Annotated in this window: 19 protein-coding genes; 10 read left to right on the top strand and 9 right to left on the bottom strand. The window is 41.2% G+C overall.

Features of this window, described 5'->3' with window-relative positions:
* Positions 1–761, top strand: a 761-nt coding sequence (locus ODU45_RS08810; RefSeq protein WP_398581159.1) for an IS4 family transposase, incomplete at its 5' end; no start/stop codon positions are given.
* 152 nt (positions 762–913) lie between these two features.
* Here ODU45_RS08810 and gla read toward each other — a convergent pair.
* The gene (gla, locus tag ODU45_RS08805; protein ID WP_002937554.1) at positions 914–1,759 is read right to left on the bottom strand and encodes an aquaglyceroporin Gla; all 846 of its coding nucleotides are present in this window, start codon (positions 1,757–1,759) and stop codon (positions 914–916) included.
* 140 nt (positions 1,760–1,899) lie between these two features.
* Here gla and ODU45_RS08800 point away from each other — a divergent pair, with 140 nt between their 5' ends.
* Positions 1,900–2,700, top strand: a complete 801-nt coding sequence (locus tag ODU45_RS08800; protein ID WP_398581158.1) for a formate/nitrite transporter family protein — start codon at positions 1,900–1,902, stop codon at positions 2,698–2,700.
* A 35-nt stretch (positions 2,701–2,735) separates the two neighbouring features.
* On the opposite strand, the gene ODU45_RS08795 is transcribed toward ODU45_RS08800, so the two are convergent.
* Together ODU45_RS08795 and ODU45_RS08790 are read right to left on the bottom strand one after the other, a co-directional pair.
* Positions 2,736–3,431, bottom strand: coding sequence for an LrgB family protein (locus ODU45_RS08795; RefSeq protein WP_002937552.1), 696 nt, complete (start codon positions 3,429–3,431; stop codon positions 2,736–2,738).
* On the bottom strand, positions 3,424–3,804 hold the full coding sequence (locus ODU45_RS08790) for a CidA/LrgA family protein (RefSeq protein ID WP_024384743.1): 381 nt from the start codon (positions 3,802–3,804) through the stop codon (positions 3,424–3,426). The genes ODU45_RS08795 and ODU45_RS08790 overlap by 8 nt, the downstream gene beginning before the upstream one ends.
* Positions 3,805–4,097: 293 nt before the next feature.
* Here ODU45_RS08790 and ODU45_RS08785 point away from each other — a divergent pair, with 293 nt between their 5' ends.
* From ODU45_RS08785 to ODU45_RS08775, 3 genes are read left to right on the top strand one after another with little or no spacing between them, the layout of a single operon-like run.
* The gene (locus tag ODU45_RS08785) at positions 4,098–4,424 is read left to right on the top strand and encodes a PadR family transcriptional regulator (protein ID WP_002937550.1); all 327 of its coding nucleotides are present in this window, start codon (positions 4,098–4,100) and stop codon (positions 4,422–4,424) included.
* Positions 4,411–5,166, top strand: coding sequence for a DUF1700 domain-containing protein (locus tag ODU45_RS08780; protein WP_012775489.1), 756 nt, complete (start codon positions 4,411–4,413; stop codon positions 5,164–5,166). The genes ODU45_RS08785 and ODU45_RS08780 overlap by 14 nt, the downstream gene beginning before the upstream one ends.
* Positions 5,163–6,227: a DUF4097 family beta strand repeat-containing protein gene (locus ODU45_RS08775; protein WP_398581157.1), complete on the top strand. Its 1,065-nt coding sequence runs from the start codon at positions 5,163–5,165 to the stop codon at positions 6,225–6,227. The genes ODU45_RS08780 and ODU45_RS08775 overlap by 4 nt, the downstream gene beginning before the upstream one ends.
* A gap of 49 nt (positions 6,228–6,276) precedes the next feature.
* On the opposite strand, the gene ODU45_RS08770 is transcribed toward ODU45_RS08775, so the two are convergent.
* Entirely contained in the window at positions 6,277–8,736 is a 2,460-nt protein-coding gene (locus ODU45_RS08770) for a YhgE/Pip family protein (RefSeq protein WP_398581156.1), read from the bottom strand.
* 125 nt (positions 8,737–8,861) lie between these two features.
* Between ODU45_RS08770 and ODU45_RS08765 the strand changes: the two genes are divergently transcribed.
* From ODU45_RS08765 to ODU45_RS08750, 4 genes are all read left to right on the top strand, one after another.
* Complete coding sequence (locus tag ODU45_RS08765) at positions 8,862–9,395, top strand: TetR/AcrR family transcriptional regulator (protein ID WP_044759265.1); 534 nt, start codon at positions 8,862–8,864, stop codon at positions 9,393–9,395.
* Between the two features lie 84 nt (positions 9,396–9,479).
* On the top strand, positions 9,480–10,463 hold the full coding sequence (locus ODU45_RS08760; protein ID WP_398581155.1) for an ATP-binding cassette domain-containing protein: 984 nt from the start codon (positions 9,480–9,482) through the stop codon (positions 10,461–10,463).
* Positions 10,456–11,235 (top strand): ABC transporter permease, encoded by a 780-nt coding sequence (locus tag ODU45_RS08755; RefSeq protein WP_398581154.1) that lies wholly within the window; start codon positions 10,456–10,458, stop codon positions 11,233–11,235. Before ODU45_RS08760 ends, ODU45_RS08755 begins: the two co-directional genes overlap by 8 nt.
* 1 nt (position 11,236) lies before the next feature.
* Positions 11,237–12,019 (top strand): ABC transporter permease, encoded by a 783-nt coding sequence (locus tag ODU45_RS08750; RefSeq protein ID WP_024400374.1) that lies wholly within the window; start codon positions 11,237–11,239, stop codon positions 12,017–12,019.
* Positions 12,020–12,282: 263 nt separating this feature from the next.
* Here the strand turns inward: ODU45_RS08750 and ODU45_RS08745 are convergent, their stop codons facing one another.
* The 3 genes from ODU45_RS08745 to ODU45_RS08735 all read right to left on the bottom strand — a co-directional run bounded on the left by ODU45_RS08745 (position 12,283) and on the right by ODU45_RS08735 (position 15,628).
* Positions 12,283–13,113 carry a Cof-type HAD-IIB family hydrolase gene (locus ODU45_RS08745; RefSeq protein ID WP_398581153.1) on the bottom strand — a complete coding sequence of 277 codons (831 nt, stop codon included), beginning with the start codon at positions 13,111–13,113 and terminating at the stop codon, positions 12,283–12,285.
* A gap of 11 nt (positions 13,114–13,124) precedes the next feature.
* Positions 13,125–14,357 carry a CapA family protein gene (locus tag ODU45_RS08740; protein WP_398581152.1) on the bottom strand — a complete coding sequence of 411 codons (1,233 nt, stop codon included), beginning with the start codon at positions 14,355–14,357 and terminating at the stop codon, positions 13,125–13,127.
* A gap of 332 nt (positions 14,358–14,689) precedes the next feature.
* Positions 14,690–15,628: a dihydroorotate oxidase gene (locus tag ODU45_RS08735; protein ID WP_398581151.1), complete on the bottom strand. Its 939-nt coding sequence runs from the start codon at positions 15,626–15,628 to the stop codon at positions 14,690–14,692.
* A gap of 222 nt (positions 15,629–15,850) precedes the next feature.
* On the opposite strand from ODU45_RS08735, the gene gdhA reads away from it, so the two are divergent.
* A complete protein-coding gene (gene gdhA / locus ODU45_RS08730; RefSeq protein ID WP_014636785.1) occupies positions 15,851–17,197 on the top strand; it encodes an NADP-specific glutamate dehydrogenase in 1,347 nt (448 codons plus the stop codon).
* Between the two features lie 367 nt (positions 17,198–17,564).
* On the opposite strand, the gene ODU45_RS08725 is transcribed toward gdhA, so the two are convergent.
* Both ODU45_RS08725 and ODU45_RS08720 read right to left on the bottom strand, forming a co-directional pair.
* On the bottom strand, positions 17,565–18,152 hold the full coding sequence (locus ODU45_RS08725) for a DUF4352 domain-containing protein (protein WP_398581150.1): 588 nt from the start codon (positions 18,150–18,152) through the stop codon (positions 17,565–17,567).
* Between the two features lie 10 nt (positions 18,153–18,162).
* Positions 18,163–19,011 carry a mechanosensitive ion channel family protein gene (locus tag ODU45_RS08720; protein WP_002937530.1) on the bottom strand — a complete coding sequence of 283 codons (849 nt, stop codon included), beginning with the start codon at positions 19,009–19,011 and terminating at the stop codon, positions 18,163–18,165.
* Between the last annotated feature and the right edge of the window lie 265 nt (positions 19,012–19,276).

The following is a 19,276-nucleotide window of genomic DNA, read 5'->3' as shown; positions in this document are numbered from 1 at the left end:
TAGTTATTATGGACAGAGGGTATGAATCCTACAATGTCATGGCACACTGTCAAGAAAGAAATTGGTCCTATATTATCCGTATTCGTGACGGGAATCATTCTATGAAGTCAGGATTTAATCTCCCTGATACTCCTTGTTTTGATGAGGCATTTGACCTAAACATCTGTCGCAAACAAACCAATGAGATGAAACACCTGTATCGGGACTTCCCTAATCAGTATCATTTTTTACCTAATAATGCCTCCTTTGACTTTCTGCCATGTTCTAGTCGAAAAAGCACCCCGACCAGCTTTTATGAGCTGCATTTCCGAATGGTGCGTCTCGAAATCAAGCCTGGTTTCTTTGAAACTTTGGTGACAAACACCGATTATTCTCCAGAAAAATTAAAAGATCTCTATGCCTACAGATGGGGCATAGAGACCAGTTTTCGTGACCTAAAATACAGCATCGGTCTGACTCATTTTCACGCGAAAAAGAAGGAAGGGATTCTCCAAGAAATCTACGCTCGCTTTATCAATTTTAATGTTTGTAAATGGCTAACCTCATACGTTGCTATTAAAACATCAAAGTTAAAACAGGCTTATAAAATTTGTTTTTCAGACGCTGTTTATGCCTGTCGAAAATTTCTTAGAGCTGAACTCACTTCCTTCCAATTGGAAACCTACATTGCCAAACATTTATCCATCGTCCGACCTAATCGAACCTTCCAAAGAAAGATAAAAAGCAAGGTACCTGTAAGCTTCACTTATAGAGTAACATAATAGTTGAAAAATTGGGTTAAAAAACCTCCTTTTTGTGCGCCCTAAATACAAAAACTATTCCCGTTTTGTCATGAACTGCTCAGACGGGAATAGTTTCTTTAGCTACTTAAATGCTTAACTTAATGACATTGCGATGAAACGGGTTCTCTATATTATAGATACAAGAATTTGAAAAGTGCAACAGCGGCAATTGATGCGATAATTGGAGCACATACACCAACCCAAGCATACCACCATTTTGAATCAGCCTTGTTTTCACCAAGAACAGATTTTGGAAGAAGGGCATGGACGATACGTGGACCAAGGTCACGCGCTGGGTTAAGACCAGGACCTGTTGGACCACCAAGAGCCGCAACAAGTGCCATAACTAGGAAACCAATGCCTAAGTGAGCAACTGCAATTGAACCTGAAGTATATGGAGCAGTCATTGTCTCAGCGACTGTTTTATCATAGCCTTGTTCAATCAATTTACCAACCAACTCTGAACCAAAGAAATGTTTGGTCAAAGCAAGGGCACCGAAGAACAATACAAATGAACCAACGAACTCATTCAAGAAACCATTAGTTGTCGCAGCTTTACGGCTTTCTTTCGTTCCGTTATCAAGTGCACTGATAGTTGAGAATGAACCAAGAATATGGTTAGAATTTTCAGTTTTCAAGAAGTAAGGTTTATAAACTGCTACAACCACTAACTGACCAAACATTGCGCCTAACAATTGAGCAACAATGTATTGAGCAACGTGAGCCCATGGGAAGAGACCTGAAACAGCCAAACCAAGTGTGAAGGCTGGGTTGATATGGTTACCAGAAACGTTACCAAACATCAATGCTGGCATCATAACTGCCAAACCATAGCCAATCGCAATGAGAATCCAACCAGAGTTGTTTCCTTTTGTGCCTTTTAAATCAACGTTTGCAACTGTACCATTACCAATGATAATAAGGAGTGCAGTCGCTAAAAATTCAGTGATATATTTCACTGTCCATGTAACATCCATATTTTTCTTATATTTCCTTTCAAAAGTTGAATTTTTTTTGGACAACAACCATTTTATCAAGTATAATAAACAAAGTAAAGCCATTCGATAAAAAGAAAACGTTTACTCGAAAAAGTAGTAGATTCAGTAAGGAGATTAGGATGGGAGCTAACCAAGAGACATTAATGTATACACTTGAAAAGAGTATCAAGAAAAAAGCAGATTTGTTTGAACACAGTTTTTCTGCCTACGCTGTACGATCGATACTAGCCAGTCTTTATTTAGGATTGGGGATTGTCATTTCTCTTTATACAGCAGACAAACTCAACCATGTCGCAGAAGGACTCGGTAAATTTAGCTATGGATTGATGTTTGGTTGGGGGCTACTCATGATTTTATATATGAATGCCGAACTTGGAACATCCAATATGATGTATATGACAGTAGCCATTCATCGAAAAACAATTCCTACTAAAACAGCCCTCAAGATGTTGGCAACCTGTATCCTTTTCAACTTTGTCGGTGCTGTCCTTGTTTGTTACTTGGTTTCATTGACACTGCCTTATCAGCATGTTGATGCTCACAGCTACCTATTTGAAGCAACGGTGGCCAAGCTTTCAAAGACACCTTTGACTCAATTTATTGAAGGAATTTTTGCTAATATTGTCGTGAATATCGGCGTATTTACCTTCTTACGTATCAAAGATGATGCTGGGCGTCTCATTTCCGTTATTTTCATCATCTTTATCTTTGCTTTCTTGGGATATGAGCACGTCATTGCAAACTTTTCACTCTTCTCTCTGGCCTTTTTTGCAAATGGTGGACCAGTTGAGGGAATGACTCTATTAAGTGTACTAAGCAATTTCCTCTTTTCTGGATTAGGAAACTACGTGGGTGGCGGTCTCTTTATCGGACTTCTTTATAGTTGGTTGAATAATCAATCCAAACTTTATGTAGACTAAAAAAAACTACGGTTGGAATTCCTACCGTAGTTTTTTTATTGTAAGATAATCTGCGCAACTATAGGACTAATCACCACATACATGATACCTGTAATCCCAATAGCTAAGCCAGCCATCGCCCCTTGCGTATGCCCATATTTTATCGCTGTACCCGTTCCAATGGCATGCCCTGTTCCTCCCAAAGCAAGACCAACAGCTACCGGGTCTTCAATTTTTAGTAACTTTAAAAAGACCGGACCAAGAACACTTGTCAGAATTCCTGTTGCAACAACGACTACAAGAGTAACAGTTGCTATTCCTTGCATTTTATCAGTAATACCAACAGCCATAGCAGTGGTAACTGATTTTGGAAAAAGAGAGATTGCTAGAAAAAAATCCATCCCAAACCATTTTGCAATTAGGGCAGTAAAGACAGTATTGACAATACAGGCAACAAAAATTCCCAATAAAATACTTCGAATGTGATGTTTCATTAGATGGAAAGAACGATACAAAGGAATACCCAGAGCTACTGTTGAAGGCACAATAAGCATATTTAGATAGGACCCTCCTGCATAATATTCCTTATAGGAGATACCTGTCATTTTTAAAAAGACAATAATCAATCCTGTAGCTACCAACAGTGGGGTTGTGATTGGATGAGGAAATCTCCGATAAATCAGCATTCCAATTAAATATGCTGCAATTGATAACATAATACCAAAAATAGGATTTGAAAAAAGTTCAGTCATGCATTCCCTCCGCATCAATGTAGTCACCTTCAAACTTCTGCTTCACAAATTGAACAACAAAACCAATTACTAAGATATTTAAAAAAATGGCGCCTAAAATGACGATGATAATAGGAAGTAAATAATCTTTAATTGCATCAAATCTCTCCATAATGCCCACCGCTGCAGGCAAAAAAAGAATGGTCATATTAGCCAGCAAAAAATTTCCAACCGTATGAATGTGGCGAAGACGAATCAATTTGAACTCTAGGGCTAAAAATAGGAGGATTAAGCCAATAATACTTCCCGGAATAGGAAGATGAAAAATAGTCGAAATAGCTTCCCCTAAAAATGAAAATACTAGAATAATCATAAACTGAACATATAGTTTCATCTTTACACCACCTTAAATACTACTAATCCATCTGAGGTCATTCTCTTTTAGTCCAGAAAATCCCTTAATGTTAGTACTGTTATTAAGTTTACTACTCTGAAATTATTTTTCAAGGCTATAAAACGTTTACACATTAAAAATTTGTCTTAAGCTATTTTATTTATTTTGCACATAATCACTTGACAATTTATTTTTGTAGGTGTATATTTAATATATAACAAATTTTGATATATACAACTGAACACTATATATCAAAACCGAACCTAACTAACAACAAAGGAAAGGAGCGTCCTATGCATTTTCCAGTCCCCGCAGTGCTGACAGAATTTCTCATCATGGCTATTTTGGAATCCGATGATTCTTATGGCTATGAAATCTGTCAGACTATTAAATTAATTGCCAACATCAAGGAGTCCGCCCTCTATCCCATCCTAAAGCGATTGGAGCAAAATGACTTTTTGACTACTTATTCCCAAGAATATCAAGGTCGTATGCGCAAGTATTATAGCCTAACTCAGTTAGGTCACGAAGAATTGGTCCGACTCAAAGATGACTGGGATACCTATACAAACACGATAAACGGCATCATAGAAGGGAGCGTCCGCCATGACAAGAACTGAATACATGGAGCAGTTAGAAAAATATCTCAAAAAACTGCCCCACAAAGAATACTTTGAAGCCATCAGCTTCTTTAATGAGTATTTTGACGAGGCTGGACCAGAGCGTGAAACAGAAATTATAGAAGAACTTGGTTCACCAAAAGAAGCTGCCAGCGAACTCATTAACAACATGCTCAACAAGCAAATCCAAGAGGAGAAGGATCAACAAGAACCTATTCAACTCAACTGGAAACTCTGGGTTGGTCTGGGAGCCTTAAGTATGACAGGTCTCTTCTCTTTCTTCCTACTCTTTATCATGGGAGAGTTTATCGGAGTCATTCCTCTGTTTGCAACTCTTATCCTCGGCGCCTTTTTCCTCGGTCGTTACTTCCGTAATTTTAGCCAAACAAAACGAACGCTCTGGTTGGCTATCCTAGCTGTCATTTCCCTGCCTATCGCCATTCCACTTTTGCTCATTCTCCTAGCTAGTCTATTGGGATTAGTGGCGCTCATCTTGGCCCTCATTGTCGGTGCCTTTGTTCTGGGTGTCGGACTTCTCACCAGCGGTGGCTATCTGATTTGGGAAGCCTTTAGCCTTATGTCAGAAGGTTTCAATATCTTCCTCATGGGGTTTGGCTCAGGTTTGTCTTTGATTGGCGGAGCTATTCTCATCTACATCTTGACTGGATTTTTTGCCTACTGGTCTTGGCGACTGGTCAAGGCTTGCTTCAAATGGATCTTGAAACGAGGTAAACGAGCATGAAAAAGAAACTAACCATCGCCATTATTATCGGCTTTGTCAGCCTGATTGCAGGCTTAATTCTGGCTGGCATTGGATTTTTCACAGGAGGCGTAACCCGCTTGGAAGAGGTTGCTGCTCCGACGGAAGTCCATAAGACCTTCACAGATTTGAATACCATTAAAATTGACTTTATCCCCCACAGCGTCTATATCAAGGAGTCTAGCGATAGCAACTACCATGTGACCTATGCCAACTCCGACAACAATATGCAATCCCCCTTAAAACTAGCAGAAAAAGAGGGAACTTTGACCCTTTCTTCACAACAAGAATCTTTTGCTATCGAAGGAATTATGCAGTATCTTGGAGAAAGGTTGGCCCAACGTCGTATCAATGTCTTCTCCGTCACCATTGAAGTGCCTAAAGGGAAGACACTGGATAAATTAGAGGGAGAGGGTCTTCACTTCTATGAGTATGGTAGTTTCGTGATTGAAAATGTCCATATCAAAGAAGTTGACCTATCCGATGGTATCTTCCTTGATAATGCACAAATTGACAGCGGTAAAATCACAGCTGGTTACTTTGAAGCTGTGAATTCTGCACTCAGAAATACCTCTATATCTGCAAATGAATCTTCAGTCAATTTAATCGAAACCAGTTTGGAAAATGTTACAATTAAAAACTACCAAGAACTGAATGCAAATCAATTGACTCTCCTAGGAAAAAACGTCCTCACTCCTTCCGAACACAGCCTATCTGTTACAAATATAAACCTAACAGATAAGAGCTTACAAGACATCAATCTGAATATCAGTACACAGCTGGACATCAAAACACTTGCGGAACACTTAGGCTACCACTATGAAACCCTCGAAGAACTAAAGCAAGCTGTTGGTGATATGAGTTACTTCAACAAACAAGCTGAAAACGTCGGTATTTTCACTAAAGATAAGTATCAAACATTATCGATCAAAAAAGAGGAGGATAAACAAACCTTAACTTTGGAGAAAAGAGAGAGCAATAATAGCCTGACTATTACTTCAACTAACGCAACCATTAATCTACGAACACCAACCCCAAAATAACTACATCAACCAAAAACCAACTGTTCACATGGAGCAGTTGGTTTTATTATTATTCATCTTTTTGATTATAAATCAAAAGACCTAGTCCCATAAAGCCTACTAAGAAGAGGCTCAGCATCCAAACTTGATGACTACTATTTCCAACCATTGAAATGGTTTGACGAAGTCCTGAAACAGAATAGGTCATTGGAAGATAAGGCTGAATGACTTGGAAGAAGCGTGGGCTAAGTTCGATTGGGTAGGTACCTGCGCTTGATCCAAGCTGTAGTAACAAGATAATTAAACTTGCGAAGGAGCCGAAACGATTGTTCCAACCCACCAAGGCTGTAACGAGGGCCATAAAGGTCCATGAAGCTAAGAGGATTAATCCTAAGGTTGCCATTGGATGAGCCGGTTCGATTCCAATCAAGCGAAGAACACCGTACAGAATCAGTGCTGCTAGGCTGGCTATCGTACCATTAAGTAACAATTTCCCTTTAGCCCAATCCCAACGATTCTTGTAGGAACGATTATCAATGTGTTTGACAAAAATAACATTCGCTGACAAGGCTGCAACCATTAGTGCGACAGATACCATATAAGGAGCCATTCCGACACCGTTGGTCTTCACATCATCTTGGTCGCTGTGTTCCAAGGTGACTGGCTGAGAAACTGCTTGTGCATTTTTGTCTTCTACAGAGATGACTGATAGTTGTTGACTGGCTGAGCTGAGTGAATTCGTTAGGGTTTCACTGCCTGTACGAAGACTGGAAATACCGCTTGTCAAGGTTTGACCGCCACTAGCTAATTGATCCGCACCAGCAATTAATTGCTGGCTACCAGATGCCAGTTGTCCTGAACCACTGACAAGTTGACTGGAGTTGGATGCCAAGGTTGCCAATCCTGATGTTAACTGACCACCTCCTGATTGGATGCTACTATTATTCGCAACCAACTGGGCTCCACCTGTTGCTAATTGGGCAACACCTGCGGTATAGGCTGTTACTCCTGACATGAGTTGACTCGCTCCATTTGATAATTGCGTTTGAAGTTGACTCACACCACTCGTCAAGGTTTGAGTTCCTGGTAGAACTTGCCGGTTCAAAGTGGTGTTGACCTGACTCAAGCCACTTGATAGGTTTTCAATGGCTGTTGTAGCTCCTGGCAATGCTTGATTGGCAGCCATGTTGATCTGACCGACAGCTGATTGTAGCTGGCTCATTTGTGTTGCCATTCCAGAAAGACTTTGTAGGCTAGATAAGGCTTGACTGAGTTGAGACAATTGACCCAAAATCGTTTGGGCTGCTGTCGCTGTTGTCGAAGGCGAGTTTTGGAGGGCTCCAACCAATTCAGCTTGCTGAGCAGCTGTCAAGTTTTGATAGGTAGCCGTTGCTTGCAAGGCTTCAATGCTGGCTGTTTTATCAGCTTGAGCTGCTGTCAACAATCCTTGAACCTGAGCCCCCATCTCTGTCAAGAGGCTAGATAGAGTAGAGGTATCTACTGCAACTCCTCCGATACTTGATAGGCTATCATTTAATTGATTGATGGCTGCTTGCAACTGAGGAAGCCCAGTCAATAAGGCCTGTATCTGACTAGACTGTTCAGCAGACAAACTAGTTGAACTAGCGAGTTGCTCCAAGCCTGCCTGCAATTGATTGGCTCCCGTTACCAGTTGTTCAACCTGGCTTGCTCCTGATTGCAATTGTCCCACCCCAGCGATGAGCTGAGAGGAATTAGCATTTAATTGCTCCGCACCTGAAGCAAGACTCGCCACCCCATTTGTGTAGGTCGTTAAGCCACTGGACAGTGTTTGACTGCCTGTCGCAGCCTGGTTGACTCCATCCGTATAAGATACAAGACCGGTGGCCAATTGGTTTGCTCCTGTCACCAGTGATTGACCCGAAGTCGTTAAAGTAGTCAGTCCATTTGAAAGTGTTTGACTGCCTGACTCCAATTGACTAGCTCCATTTGTTAATTGTTGGCTACCATCTGCCGCCTCGACCATGCCAGATTGAATCTCTCCCATACTGTCAAAAACGGCAGAGGTATATGTTTCGGTAATCGTCTCTGAAACAGATGTCTTTAATTTCTCCATAGCTGATTCGCCCATCTTAGAAGCGACAAAGCTGTGACCTTTAGAGGTTTGGTAAGAAATTGTTAGTGGTTCAGGCTGATCCGTCAAGAGACTGGATGCTTTTTCTGATAAATCTTCTGGTAGGGTGATGACCATATAATAGTCCCCTTCTTCCAAACCTTTTTCCGCATCCGTTTCTGATACAAAGTGGAAATCCAGACTCTTGCTCTCTTTCATATTATCCACCATATCATCACCAATGGTGAGGGTTTTATCTTGAAAACTCGCCGACTGGTCTTGATTGACAACTGCTACAGGCAACTGGTCTAGTCGGCCGTAAGGATCCCACATAGAGGTTAGGAAACTAATGTTATATAAGGCTGGGACACAGGCAATACCAATAATGGTAACCAAAGTCATTGGTTTTTTTAAAATATTCTTCACTTTTCGTAACATAAGCAACTCCTTTAGACATACTGTCCAAAAACTGATAAAATACATTATACAAGTATCATTTTCAAAATCAAGTAATAAGAATCATTTTTTAGACAATGTGTCTAAAAATGTTTAAAAGGAGCAAAATGGGAACAGATAATCGGAAAGAACGAACTCGACAGGCTATTTTAGAAGCTATGGTAATCTGCCTGGAATCACAAGGATTTAATGACATTACAACCACCCACCTAGCCCAGACTGCTGGTATCAGTCGTTCCAGTTTTTATACCCACTATAAGGATAAGTACGAATTAATCGACTCCTATCAACAGGGACTTTTTCACAAATTAGAGGCTATATTTGACCGTTATGATGGCAATCGCCAATCATCATTTTTAGAAATTTTCGAGTTGCTCTATCGTGAAAAATTGCTTTCTGCCCTACTGACCCATAACGGAACTCAAGAAATCCAAAATTTTCTTATCAATAAAGTCCGACTTCTTGTTGCCAATGATTTAGCGGAGCGCTTAGGAAAAGAGAATTTATCACAACTGGAAAAAGAATACAGCAGCATTTATTTTTCACATGCCTTCTTCGGTATCATGCAGGTATGGATTAAAAATGGTAAGCAAGAATCTCCTCAATATATGACCGATTTTCTAATAAAAATGTTACCTTAAATGTGACTTTTTACAGCCACTTTCTGAGGAATATGTTATAATATCCTTATCTTACGCAAACGTTTTCAAACAGGAGATTATGATATGATTCAAGCTGAACATCTATCAAAAACCTATTCCATCATAGATAAGGAAGTCGGTCTCAAAGGTTCGATTAAGGCCTTTTTCAAGCCAAAGAAAAAGTCAATCCCTGCTGTTCAAGACATTTCCTTGCAGGTAGAAAAAGGCGAAATCATCGGCTATATCGGCTCTAACGGTTCTGGTAAATCCACCACCATCAAAATGCTTACCGGAGTCCTCTTCCCAGACCAAGGACAGGTTCGTATCAACGGACTCAATCCGCAAGAACACCGTAAAGAAGTCAATAAACAAATTGGAGTTCTCTTTGGGCAAAAATCCCATTTGGATTGGAACTTGCCTGTCCAGGAATCTTTTATCCTTCACGCAAAAATTTATGATGTTCCAGATAAGGTATTCAAAGAGCGATTAGCTGTCTTGATTGATCTATTGGACTTGGCTGATATTATGAAGCAACCAATCCGTAATCTGTCACTCGGCCAACGGGTTCGCTGTGAATTTGCGGCTATCTTTATCCACCAGCCTGCCGTTGTCTTTTTGGACGAGCCAACCATTGGCTTGGATGCCAGTGTCAAGGAGACCATTCGCTCCTTCATCCGCTATATGAATCAGCAATATCAGACCACCTTTTTGATTACTTCCCATGATATGAAGGACATCGAAAGCCTCTGTGAGCGGATTTTTATCATTGATAAGGGCAAAAAGGTCTACGATGGTTCTCTGACCGTCCTCAAAGAACGCTTTTCCACAGTGAAGACCATTCTCTTTTCTACAGAAAAGCCGATTGAAAAAGATTTGCATCTAGATGGCTGGGAATTTGAACGAATAGATGACTTTCACTTTGAAATCCACTACCACAGCAAGTTTTGGACCAGTGCCCAGGTGATAGAGCAAATCTTTAATCATTATTCGATTGAAGATGTCACCATGAAGGAATTGGAAATCGAAACCATGGTCCGCCAGATTTATGAGGAGGGTATCCATGCGTAAATATTTCTACATGACCCGCCTGACCATGATGAATGCCCTACAATACAAGGCTTTCTTTCTAGCGACCTTCGTTTCACTAGCAGTGAAAATCTTGGTGGCTCTCTATGTCTGGAAGACCATTTTCTTTACCCAGTCAGAAGTCAATGGCTTTACCCTCCAAACCTTTACTACCTACATCATATTTGCTAATCTACTAGCCAGTTTAAATTCCTTCTCACTTGGTCAAGATTTATCCTATAGCATTTTGCAAGGAAGCATTGCTGGGGAATTTCTCAGACCCTACTCCTTTATCCTAGCCCTCTTTTTTAAAGACCTTGGAAATAAGCTCTTGGAACTGATCAAATTTGCCGTCGTATTTATCGGTATTCTACTGGTTCATCAAGATTTCTACCTGCCGGATGGCCAGACCATTTTGCTCTTTCTGGTCAGTTCGATTCTAGGGATGTTCATCGTTCAATTGCTGGATATGGCTTTCGGCTTCTTAGCATTTTTTACGGTCAATGCCTGGGGAGTGATGTTGCTGCGAATGGGACTCTTCAATCTAGCCTCTGGGGCACTCCTACCACTTCGTTTCTATCCCGAAAGTATGGAACAGTTCTTGAAACTTTTGCCCTACAACTATGCTGTCAATGTCCCTGTTTCCATTTTATTGGGACAGGAAAGCGATCTAAGGGCTTTGGTGTTGCAAGTTCTCTGGATACCATTCCTCGTTCTCTTCATCGCTGCTCTTTGGTCTCAGGCCAAGCGTCGTATTGTCATTTTTGGAGGGTAACATGAAGAAATATATCAGCCTCTATCTATATAACATCAAGGTCTACATGATGGCCCAGATGTCCTTTCGGGTGGACTTCTTCATCGGACTTTTCTCCTCTTTGATTGAACAAATTGTCTACCTGATTTTCCTCAACATTCTATTTGGAAATATCAAGGAAATCGCTGGTTTCAACTACGGTCAAATGCTTTTTATCTATGGAATAGCCACCGTCGGACGCTCCATTCACTTGATTTTCTTTGACAATCTCTGGATGTTTGGCAGTCGCTACATCCGACAAGGCGAATTTGAACGCCTCCTCCTCATGCCTGTCAATCCTCTTTTTCAGCTTATCTGTGAACGAATCCAGCCACAAGGAATCGGAACAACCCTCATCGGTTCCCTTGCACTAGCCCAAGCTTCCAAGGAACTGGGTATGGAATGGAGTCTTGGAAAACTAGCCCTACTAATCTTTATTGCCATTTGTATCGGCCTACTCTATGCAGCCATTCAACTCGGTCCAACTGCTCTAGCATTTTGGATTGTAGAATCATTTCCTTTGACTATGGGAATTTTCGCCCTCAATCAGATGGCTCAATACCCACTCAATATCTATCCAAAAATCATTCAAATCCTGCTGATTTTTGTCTTCCCTTATGCTTTTACAGCCTATTTCCCAGCCCTCTACTTCCTAGACCTATCTATGTGGGGACTGGCTCTGCCACTGGTTGTCCTGATCTTATTTACCATCAATTACAAACTCTTCCGCCATGGTATGACCAAGTTCACCAGCGTTGGAAATTAAAAAAAGCTAGCATTCTCTGGATTGAGAACACTAGCTTTTTTCCATATACTTATAAAATATAGTCGTTTAGTTTGCTTTTAGTACTAGCTTCAAAGGTTCGGGGAACCTTTGGAGGCTGGAAATAAAGCGAACAACGTTCGCATCAAAAAGTCGCAGGCTGTACTGGAGTACGGCAAAGCGAGTTCAAATCACTCCTGTGGAGTGTTTGAAGTTGGAAATAAGGAAACGACGTTTCCTCGCTCGTCGAAGTAATCAAAGATAAACTAAATGACTATATATTCTTCAATGACCTGAAGTACACCTGCTTCCAAATGGCTTGGAGCCATGTATTTGGCAACCGCCTTGACCTTGTCTGTCGCATTTTCCATGGCATAGGAATACCCAACATAGGACAATAACTCAATATCATTGTCTGAATCACCGAAGGCCATCACCTGTTCAGGTTCGATATCCAAACTGGTCAAAACCTGTTCCAAGCCCCATGCCTTATGAATCCCTTCTGGCAATATATCAATGGAGCCATAGCCACTAGTCACTGCAACCAGCTGACCTTGAAAAGCCTGGTTAAACTCTTCCGTTATCGATTCTACACGTGCTTCAGGAACCCAGAGACCAACCTTATAAATAGGTTCTAAATTAGGATAGGCACTGAGGTCGTCTAAATAGGTCACACGATTTTGGAAGGCAGCCATTTGGGCTGGTTCTATTGGCAAATCTGTCCCTGCAAATGGCATACCTGCCCCAGCCTGCATATAAATGTTTTCTTCATTCGACAACATCAAACATATATCCGCCCAACGTCCTTTGAAAAAATGCAGTATTGCTTCGACTTCCTCTTGCTGAATAGTCCGACGAATGAGTGTTTTTCCCTGATGATAGATATGGGCACCATTATCAGCCACAAAAATCAGTCGATTTTCAAATCCTTGGCATAATTGTAGCAACCGCCCAATTCCATTGCCACTAGCGATAACAAAAGGAATCCTTTTCTGATCTAGTTGATCCAAGACCCGTGAAAATCGCTCCCTATCAAAACTCCCCTGGCCATCTAAAAAGGTCCCATCCATGTCTGTTGCGATTAATCGAACTGTCATCTTCTCTCTCCTCACCATACCAAATTGACAAAGTCTTTCATTTCTTGATAGGCTGTATCCACACGCGCCTGTGTCTCAGGGTCCAATTGTCCATAGTATCGACCACCAGCGACCCAGTCTTCCAATACATAGGTCTGATAGCTAAAACGCTCATAACCATCCAGTGAATACGTTCCCTGAGAGATACGATTCACCCAGGTTGGATGCGCTTGGGCTGTCCGAATACTTGTCTGCCCATTCTCTTTCTGAATCCTTATATCCATCAAGACACCCCGCTCGGTCCATTGGGAATTTGGTGTATCATCCATGCTTTCAATACGCTGATTGGACAGGAAATTCCCCATCGAATAGATAATCAATTTTCTCTGACCATCTTTTTCAATAATCTCTGCGGGCTCGACTACATGCGGATGCCCACCAAGAACGATGTCTGCTCCCCAATCAATCATTTGATGGTACAAACTGGTTTGTTCCTCCGTAGGCTCCAACTGGTATTCCACACCCGTCTGAGGCATGACGATGGTAATATCTGCCTCTTTCTCAGCTCGCTCAATCTCTGCCCGCATCTTTTCTTTATCAAAATCCGATAAATAGGCATCATATTCCTCCTGACTCAGCAAAGCCTCCATCCCATTGAAACCGTAAGCATAGGCTAAAACCGCTATACGGATACCATTGACTTCCCGAATGTAGAGTGGTGCAGTTGCCCGATCGCCTTCAGCGTAGACACCGACTGTATCCACACCTGCATCTCTAAAAGTATTGACAGTGGAAACCAATCCAGAAAGATGCGAGTCCAAGATATGATTGTGGGCCAAATCCACCAAATCGTAGCCTGCATCATGGATATTGTTGGCGACAATGGCAGGCGCATTAAAAAGTGGGTAACCTGCTAATTCGACATCTGGGGAAATGGTCCCTTCAAAGTCTGCGATAGCGAAATCAGCCTGTTCTATCCAGGGCTTTACGTAGGTAAAATTCTCAGAAAAATCGTAACTTCCATCTGGCTGTTCTGCTCCTCGAAGAATAGGCAAATGATAGAGTAAATCTCCATGGGCCATGATGCGAACAGAATTATCTGAGTGCATTGATTCTGATACCTGATTCAGCCTAGGAACTAGGTGTTCGCTTACAATAATAATCGCCAAGATAATAGTCGCTAAACCACAAATAAAAAACAAATGCATCTTTGTCCGATAGGACGCATATCGTTTTCTGCGAATAGAGTTCGCCCTTTTCTCCATACCTTTACCCTCATACTCCCTACTTAAGAACCTTTGTTCAAAATACAGTCAGTAGTCCCTCAAAAAACTATTTCTTCCATAAAAGTACATCACTTATAAATAGAGGTTCTAATATTAGTATACGACATTTTTGCTAAAAAATCTAAATAAAATCAGAATTCCATCTCACAAATATATGTTTCCGACTATGTATCCCATTCCTCAAACGATTATCAGACCGATCTTCACAGACCATTTAAAAAGAGCTAACATTATCCCTTCCTAACTCCCTAAAAGACTATCTGGGAGAACGGTACAATGTTAGCTTCTTTTTATGTCTTCAACAGATGATTTTAATCATCTAAGTGCTGTAGCTTGCCACGAAAATCCTCAATGGTCTCGTAGCCTTTTTCAGCCATGATGGCCTGCAATTCAGCCGTAATGCGTTCAAAGGCTGCCACACCTTCCTTTTGCAGGGTTGTTCCAACTTGAACCATGCTGGCACCACAGAGAATGTGTTCGAAGGCATCCCGACCTGTCAAGACGCCACCAGTCCCAACAATCTGAATCTCCGGTTTCAAGCGCTGGTAAAAAGCGTGGACATTGGCAAGAGCAGTCGGCTTGATATACTCTCCACCGATACCACCAAAACCATTTTTAGGCTTGATGACAACTGACTCATCCTTGATGTAGAGACCATTTCCAATCGAATTGACACAGTTGACAAACTTCAAAGGAAACTGGTTGAAAATCGCTGCTGCTTGGTCAAAATGCACAATATCGAAATAAGGTGGTAACTTAATACCGAGTGGTTTGGTAAAATAAGTGAAGACCTCCTGCAAAATGGTTTCTGTCGTTTCAAAATCATAGGCAATCTGCGGTTTTCCAGGGACATTGGGACAAGAAAGATTTAACTCTGTCAGCCCCTTAAAATCACTGGCTTCTACAGTTCTCAAAATCTCATGAGTCTCATCAGGCGACATTCCAACTAAAGATAAAACAAATGTGCGTTCTGGCTCCGTTTCCTGCAATTCTAGTAGATAATCCAAATAGTAAGCCAAGCCCTGATTTGGCAAGCCCATCGAATTGATAGAACCAAGTGGCACATTCTGGTACCGTGGTTCTGGATTTCCCGAACGATATTCTAAGGTTGCTGTTTTTGTAACAAACGTTCCTGCTGCAGACTGTTTCACTTCATTCAGCTCTTCCTTGGTCATACACCAAACACCAGCTGCATTCATCAAGCAATTATCAAACTGAAATCCACCTAAAGTTGTTGCTGTTGAAACCATATTATCCTCCATATTGGTTGTTCTTTCTCGATTATATCATAAGAAACAAACGGATTTCCTTCATTTACTACTAACGTTCGGATTTTGCAATAAAAATTTATTAATTTTTTTAAAATTCTTACATTTTCTTCTTTACATTTAAAAATCATGGTGCTATAATAATTATCAGATAAATTAAATTGTCAGATAATTTAATAAATAAAAAAGAAATCAGGTGATCCCATGTCAAATGCCAAAGCTTACATCCAAGCTTCTTTTGAAGCAGTCAAAGCCCGCAACCCACATGAAACAGAATTCCTCCAAGCTGTAGAAGAGCTCTTCTCTACACTTGAGCCTGTTTTTGAAGCACACCCAGAATACATCGAAGAAAACATCTTGGCCCGTATCGTTGAGCCTGAGCGTATCATCAGCTTCCGTGTTCCATGGACAGATAAAGATGGAAATGTTCAAGTCAACCGTGGCTACCGTGTTCAGTTCAACTCAGCTGTAGGTCCTTACAAAGGCGGTCTTCGCTTCCACCCAACTGTAAACCAATCCATCTTGAAATTCCTCGGTTTTGAGCAAATCTTCAAAAACGTCTTGACTGGTCTTCCAATCGGCGGTGGTAAAGGTGGTTCAGACTTTGATCCTAAAGGAAAAACTGATGCTGAAATCATGCGCTTCTGCCAAAGCTTTATGACTGAATTGCAAAAACACATCGGACCTTCACTTGACGTCCCTGCTGGTGACATCGGTGTCGGTGGTCGTGAGATTGGTTACATGTACGGTCAATACAAACGCCTCCGCCAGTTTGATGCAGGTGTCTTGACTGGTAAACCTCTTGGCTTCGGTGGTTCATTAATCCGCCCAGAAGCAACTGGTTACGGTTTGGTTTACTTCACTGATAACATGTTGGCAGCAAACGGTAAATCCTTCAAAGACCAAACAGTCCTTATCTCAGGTTCTGGTAACGTTGCCCAATATGCTGTTCAAAAAGCGACTGAACTCGGTGCAAAAGTCATCTCTGTTTCAGACTCAAATGGTTACATAATTGACGAAACTGGTATCGACTTTGACCTCTTGGTGGACATCAAAGAAAAACGCCGCGCTCGTTTGACAGAATACGCTGCAGAAAAAGCAACTGCTAAGTACTTCGAAGGTTCTGTATGGAACTACGATGGCAAGGCTGACATTGCCCTTCCATGTGCGACTCAAAACGAAATCAACGGCGAGCAAGCTGCTGCCCTTGTGAAAAATGGCGTTTACTGTGTGGCTGAAGGTGCCAACATGCCATCTGACCTTGATGCTATCAAAGTTTACAAAGAAAATGGCGTTCTTTACGGCCTTGCAAAAGCAGCCAATGCTGGTGGTGTAGCCGTATCTGCCCTTGAAATGAGCCAAAACAGCCTTCGTCTTTCATGGACTCGTGAAGAAGTAGACGGCCGTCTTAAAGACATCATGGCAAATATCTTCAACACAGCTAAAGAAACTGCTGAAAAATACGACCTTGGTACAGACTACCTTGCAGGTGCTAACATCGCAGCCTTTGAACAAATTGCGGATAGCATGATTGCCCAAGGTTTAGTATAAGCTTACTTTTAGTTTACTAAACTATAATAAAAACGCTCCCAAAATTGACGTGCTAATTTTGGGGGTGTTTTTCGTTAAAAGAAGAGAGGCTGGAAAAAAAGTCCTGCCACACTTCTCAGAGTTCGTGTCAACATCTCAGCGCAGTGGTTGATTGGCAGATTTGTTCGTGTTTCACGCTCCAAATCTGACCTAATCAACTGTGCGGGGGTGGGAAGACGAACTCCTTTTAGACTGGTCGAGTTCTTTCCCACTCCCTTTTTAAAACGTAAAAATAACAGATAGGTCGATTATCAAGCCGAACAATCTGAACCAAGGAGTGTTATAAACCCGCAAAATTGTGCAGTATTTAAAACTTTTTCTACAGCGATTAGATACCTTCTGCGACTAATTCCGTCCACATGGCATCTTCGTAGGTAAAACCAAAGTTTGTTTCATTATCTACACCGTAGATAAGTTTTACTTGTACTTTTTCTCCTGGCTTCAACTTTTCGACTAGATTCACATCGTAGGTCCGTAAATCCAGGGAAAAGGGAATCTGACTAACGGGGTCCATGAGACTGAAATAGTATTCATCAAAATAGAGCTCTTTTGCGGTCGAATTTTCAACTTCCATTTCAACAACATAAGCTGTGCTGTAGTAGCTATCTACTAGTTCTATGCTATCATCTTTCCCCATAGACGTTACTGTTACATGAAGACCGTTAGAAAAATCAACTGAGTCACCAACTTGATACTCCGTGTATTCCACAGTCTCATCAATGTACCCGTCACTACCTGTATCCCAATTATCAAAATTTGCTGCGCTTAGACCGATCATAAAAATAAAACAGGTTACTCCTAGGATAAAGGAGAGGACTGCACCAGCAATGGTCGTCCAAAAGAGAGGCTGTTTGTGCAAGGGTTTCTTCTTATAATACATCTGCCCATTTTCAACGACAAAATCTTTTGTTTGCATAATAAACTCCTTATTTTAAAACAGTTGGTCCACTTGAAGGTAAATCTATTCCTGCTTGACGCAGAGCATCTTGATAAAAACCAAAGAATTGATGATAGATCTTGTTCTGTTGACCGTTGGCTACGAAAAGATTAACACGAAATACAAACTGTCCCGAAATAGCATTTTGGGGACCTAATACAGTCACACCTGTAATCTGGTCAAAATTGCTGATTTCTCTCAAATTGACCTCTTCTATTACGCGATAGACTTGTTCCAAATCGGTATTAAATTTGAGCGGAATATCGATTTGAGCACGCATGTCCCCTCTTGACTGATTGGACACCACTAGAATGTTGCGATTGGGAATAAAATGCAATGTCCCATCTGCATCACGTACTTGTGTTGTTCGGATTCCCATGCTAACGATGGTTCCTGAAATGGTAATGGGCCCGTTGGTTAACTTAACCACATCTCCGACGTCAAACTGTCGTTCAATTAAGATAAAGAATCCATTGACCAAGTCTGAGAGAAAGCCTTGTGCGCCCAGCCCAACAGCTACCCCAGCAATCCCGGCTCCTGCAAGAAGACTGGATACCGGCAAACCGAGGATACTCAGAATACAGTAGATAAGGATAAAGTAGAGTAGATAATTTAGGATGCTTTCCACCAGACGACTGATGGTCTTCTGACGACCAATGTCTTGTGTAGACACCTTTAGAGAGGGAACCAAAACCTTTTTCACAGAAGCTTTGGCTATCTTCTTGATAATGTAAAACGCAACAAAGAGTAAAACAAGCGATAAAACCTTATTTAGACCTGCTGTCACAATGGCCTCAATATTAAATTGAGACAAATACTTGGTAATAAAATCATTCATGAGATAATTATAGCAGAAAACATCCTAAAAGAACAAAAAGACAGTCAAACGACTCAATGTCATTAAGTTAAGCATTTAAGTAGCTAAAGAAACTATTCCCGTCTGAGCAGTTCATGACAAAACGGGAATAGTTTTTATTTTAGGGCGCACAAAAAGGAGGTTTTTTAACCCTATTTTTCAACTATTATGTTACTCTATAAGTGAAGCTTACAGGTACCTTGCTTTTTATCTTTCTTTGGAACGTTCGATTGGGTCGGATGATGGA

Source organism: Streptococcus sp. 2022WUSS135 (genome assembly GCF_044427045.1).
GTDB lineage: Bacteria > Bacillota > Bacilli > Lactobacillales > Streptococcaceae > Streptococcus > Streptococcus hashimotonensis.
The sequence above is the reverse complement of the archived record's forward strand: the minus strand, read 5'-3'. Positions and strand labels throughout refer to the sequence as shown.

Coding starts and splice junctions, on each gene's coding strand:
- ODU45_RS08760 (WP_398581155.1), top strand. CDS start 9,480: ATGATTCAAGCTGAACATCTATCAAAAACCTATTCCATCATAGATAAG.
- ODU45_RS08750 (WP_024400374.1), top strand. CDS start 11,237: ATGAAGAAATATATCAGCCTCTATCTATATAACATCAAGGTCTACATG.
- ODU45_RS08795 (WP_002937552.1), bottom strand. CDS start 3,431: ATGACTGAACTTTTTTCAAATCCTATTTTTGGTATTATGTTATCAATT.
- ODU45_RS08755 (WP_398581154.1), top strand. CDS start 10,456: ATGCGTAAATATTTCTACATGACCCGCCTGACCATGATGAATGCCCTA.
- ODU45_RS08780 (WP_012775489.1), top strand. CDS start 4,411: ATGACAAGAACTGAATACATGGAGCAGTTAGAAAAATATCTCAAAAAA.
- ODU45_RS08765 (WP_044759265.1), top strand. CDS start 8,862: ATGGGAACAGATAATCGGAAAGAACGAACTCGACAGGCTATTTTAGAA.
- ODU45_RS08785 (WP_002937550.1), top strand. CDS start 4,098: ATGCATTTTCCAGTCCCCGCAGTGCTGACAGAATTTCTCATCATGGCT.
- ODU45_RS08735 (WP_398581151.1), bottom strand. CDS start 15,628: ATGGTTTCAACAGCAACAACTTTAGGTGGATTTCAGTTTGATAATTGC.
- gla (WP_002937554.1), bottom strand. CDS start 1,759: ATGGATGTTACATGGACAGTGAAATATATCACTGAATTTTTAGCGACT.
- ODU45_RS08745 (WP_398581153.1), bottom strand. CDS start 13,113: ATGACAGTTCGATTAATCGCAACAGACATGGATGGGACCTTTTTAGAT.
- ODU45_RS08740 (WP_398581152.1), bottom strand. CDS start 14,357: ATGGAGAAAAGGGCGAACTCTATTCGCAGAAAACGATATGCGTCCTAT.
- gdhA (WP_014636785.1), top strand. CDS start 15,851: ATGTCAAATGCCAAAGCTTACATCCAAGCTTCTTTTGAAGCAGTCAAA.
- ODU45_RS08725 (WP_398581150.1), bottom strand. CDS start 18,152: ATGCAAACAAAAGATTTTGTCGTTGAAAATGGGCAGATGTATTATAAG.
- ODU45_RS08775 (WP_398581157.1), top strand. CDS start 5,163: ATGAAAAAGAAACTAACCATCGCCATTATTATCGGCTTTGTCAGCCTG.
- ODU45_RS08770 (WP_398581156.1), bottom strand. CDS start 8,736: ATGTTACGAAAAGTGAAGAATATTTTAAAAAAACCAATGACTTTGGTT.
- ODU45_RS08800 (WP_398581158.1), top strand. CDS start 1,900: ATGGGAGCTAACCAAGAGACATTAATGTATACACTTGAAAAGAGTATC.
- ODU45_RS08720 (WP_002937530.1), bottom strand. CDS start 19,011: ATGAATGATTTTATTACCAAGTATTTGTCTCAATTTAATATTGAGGCC.
- ODU45_RS08790 (WP_024384743.1), bottom strand. CDS start 3,804: ATGAAACTATATGTTCAGTTTATGATTATTCTAGTATTTTCATTTTTA.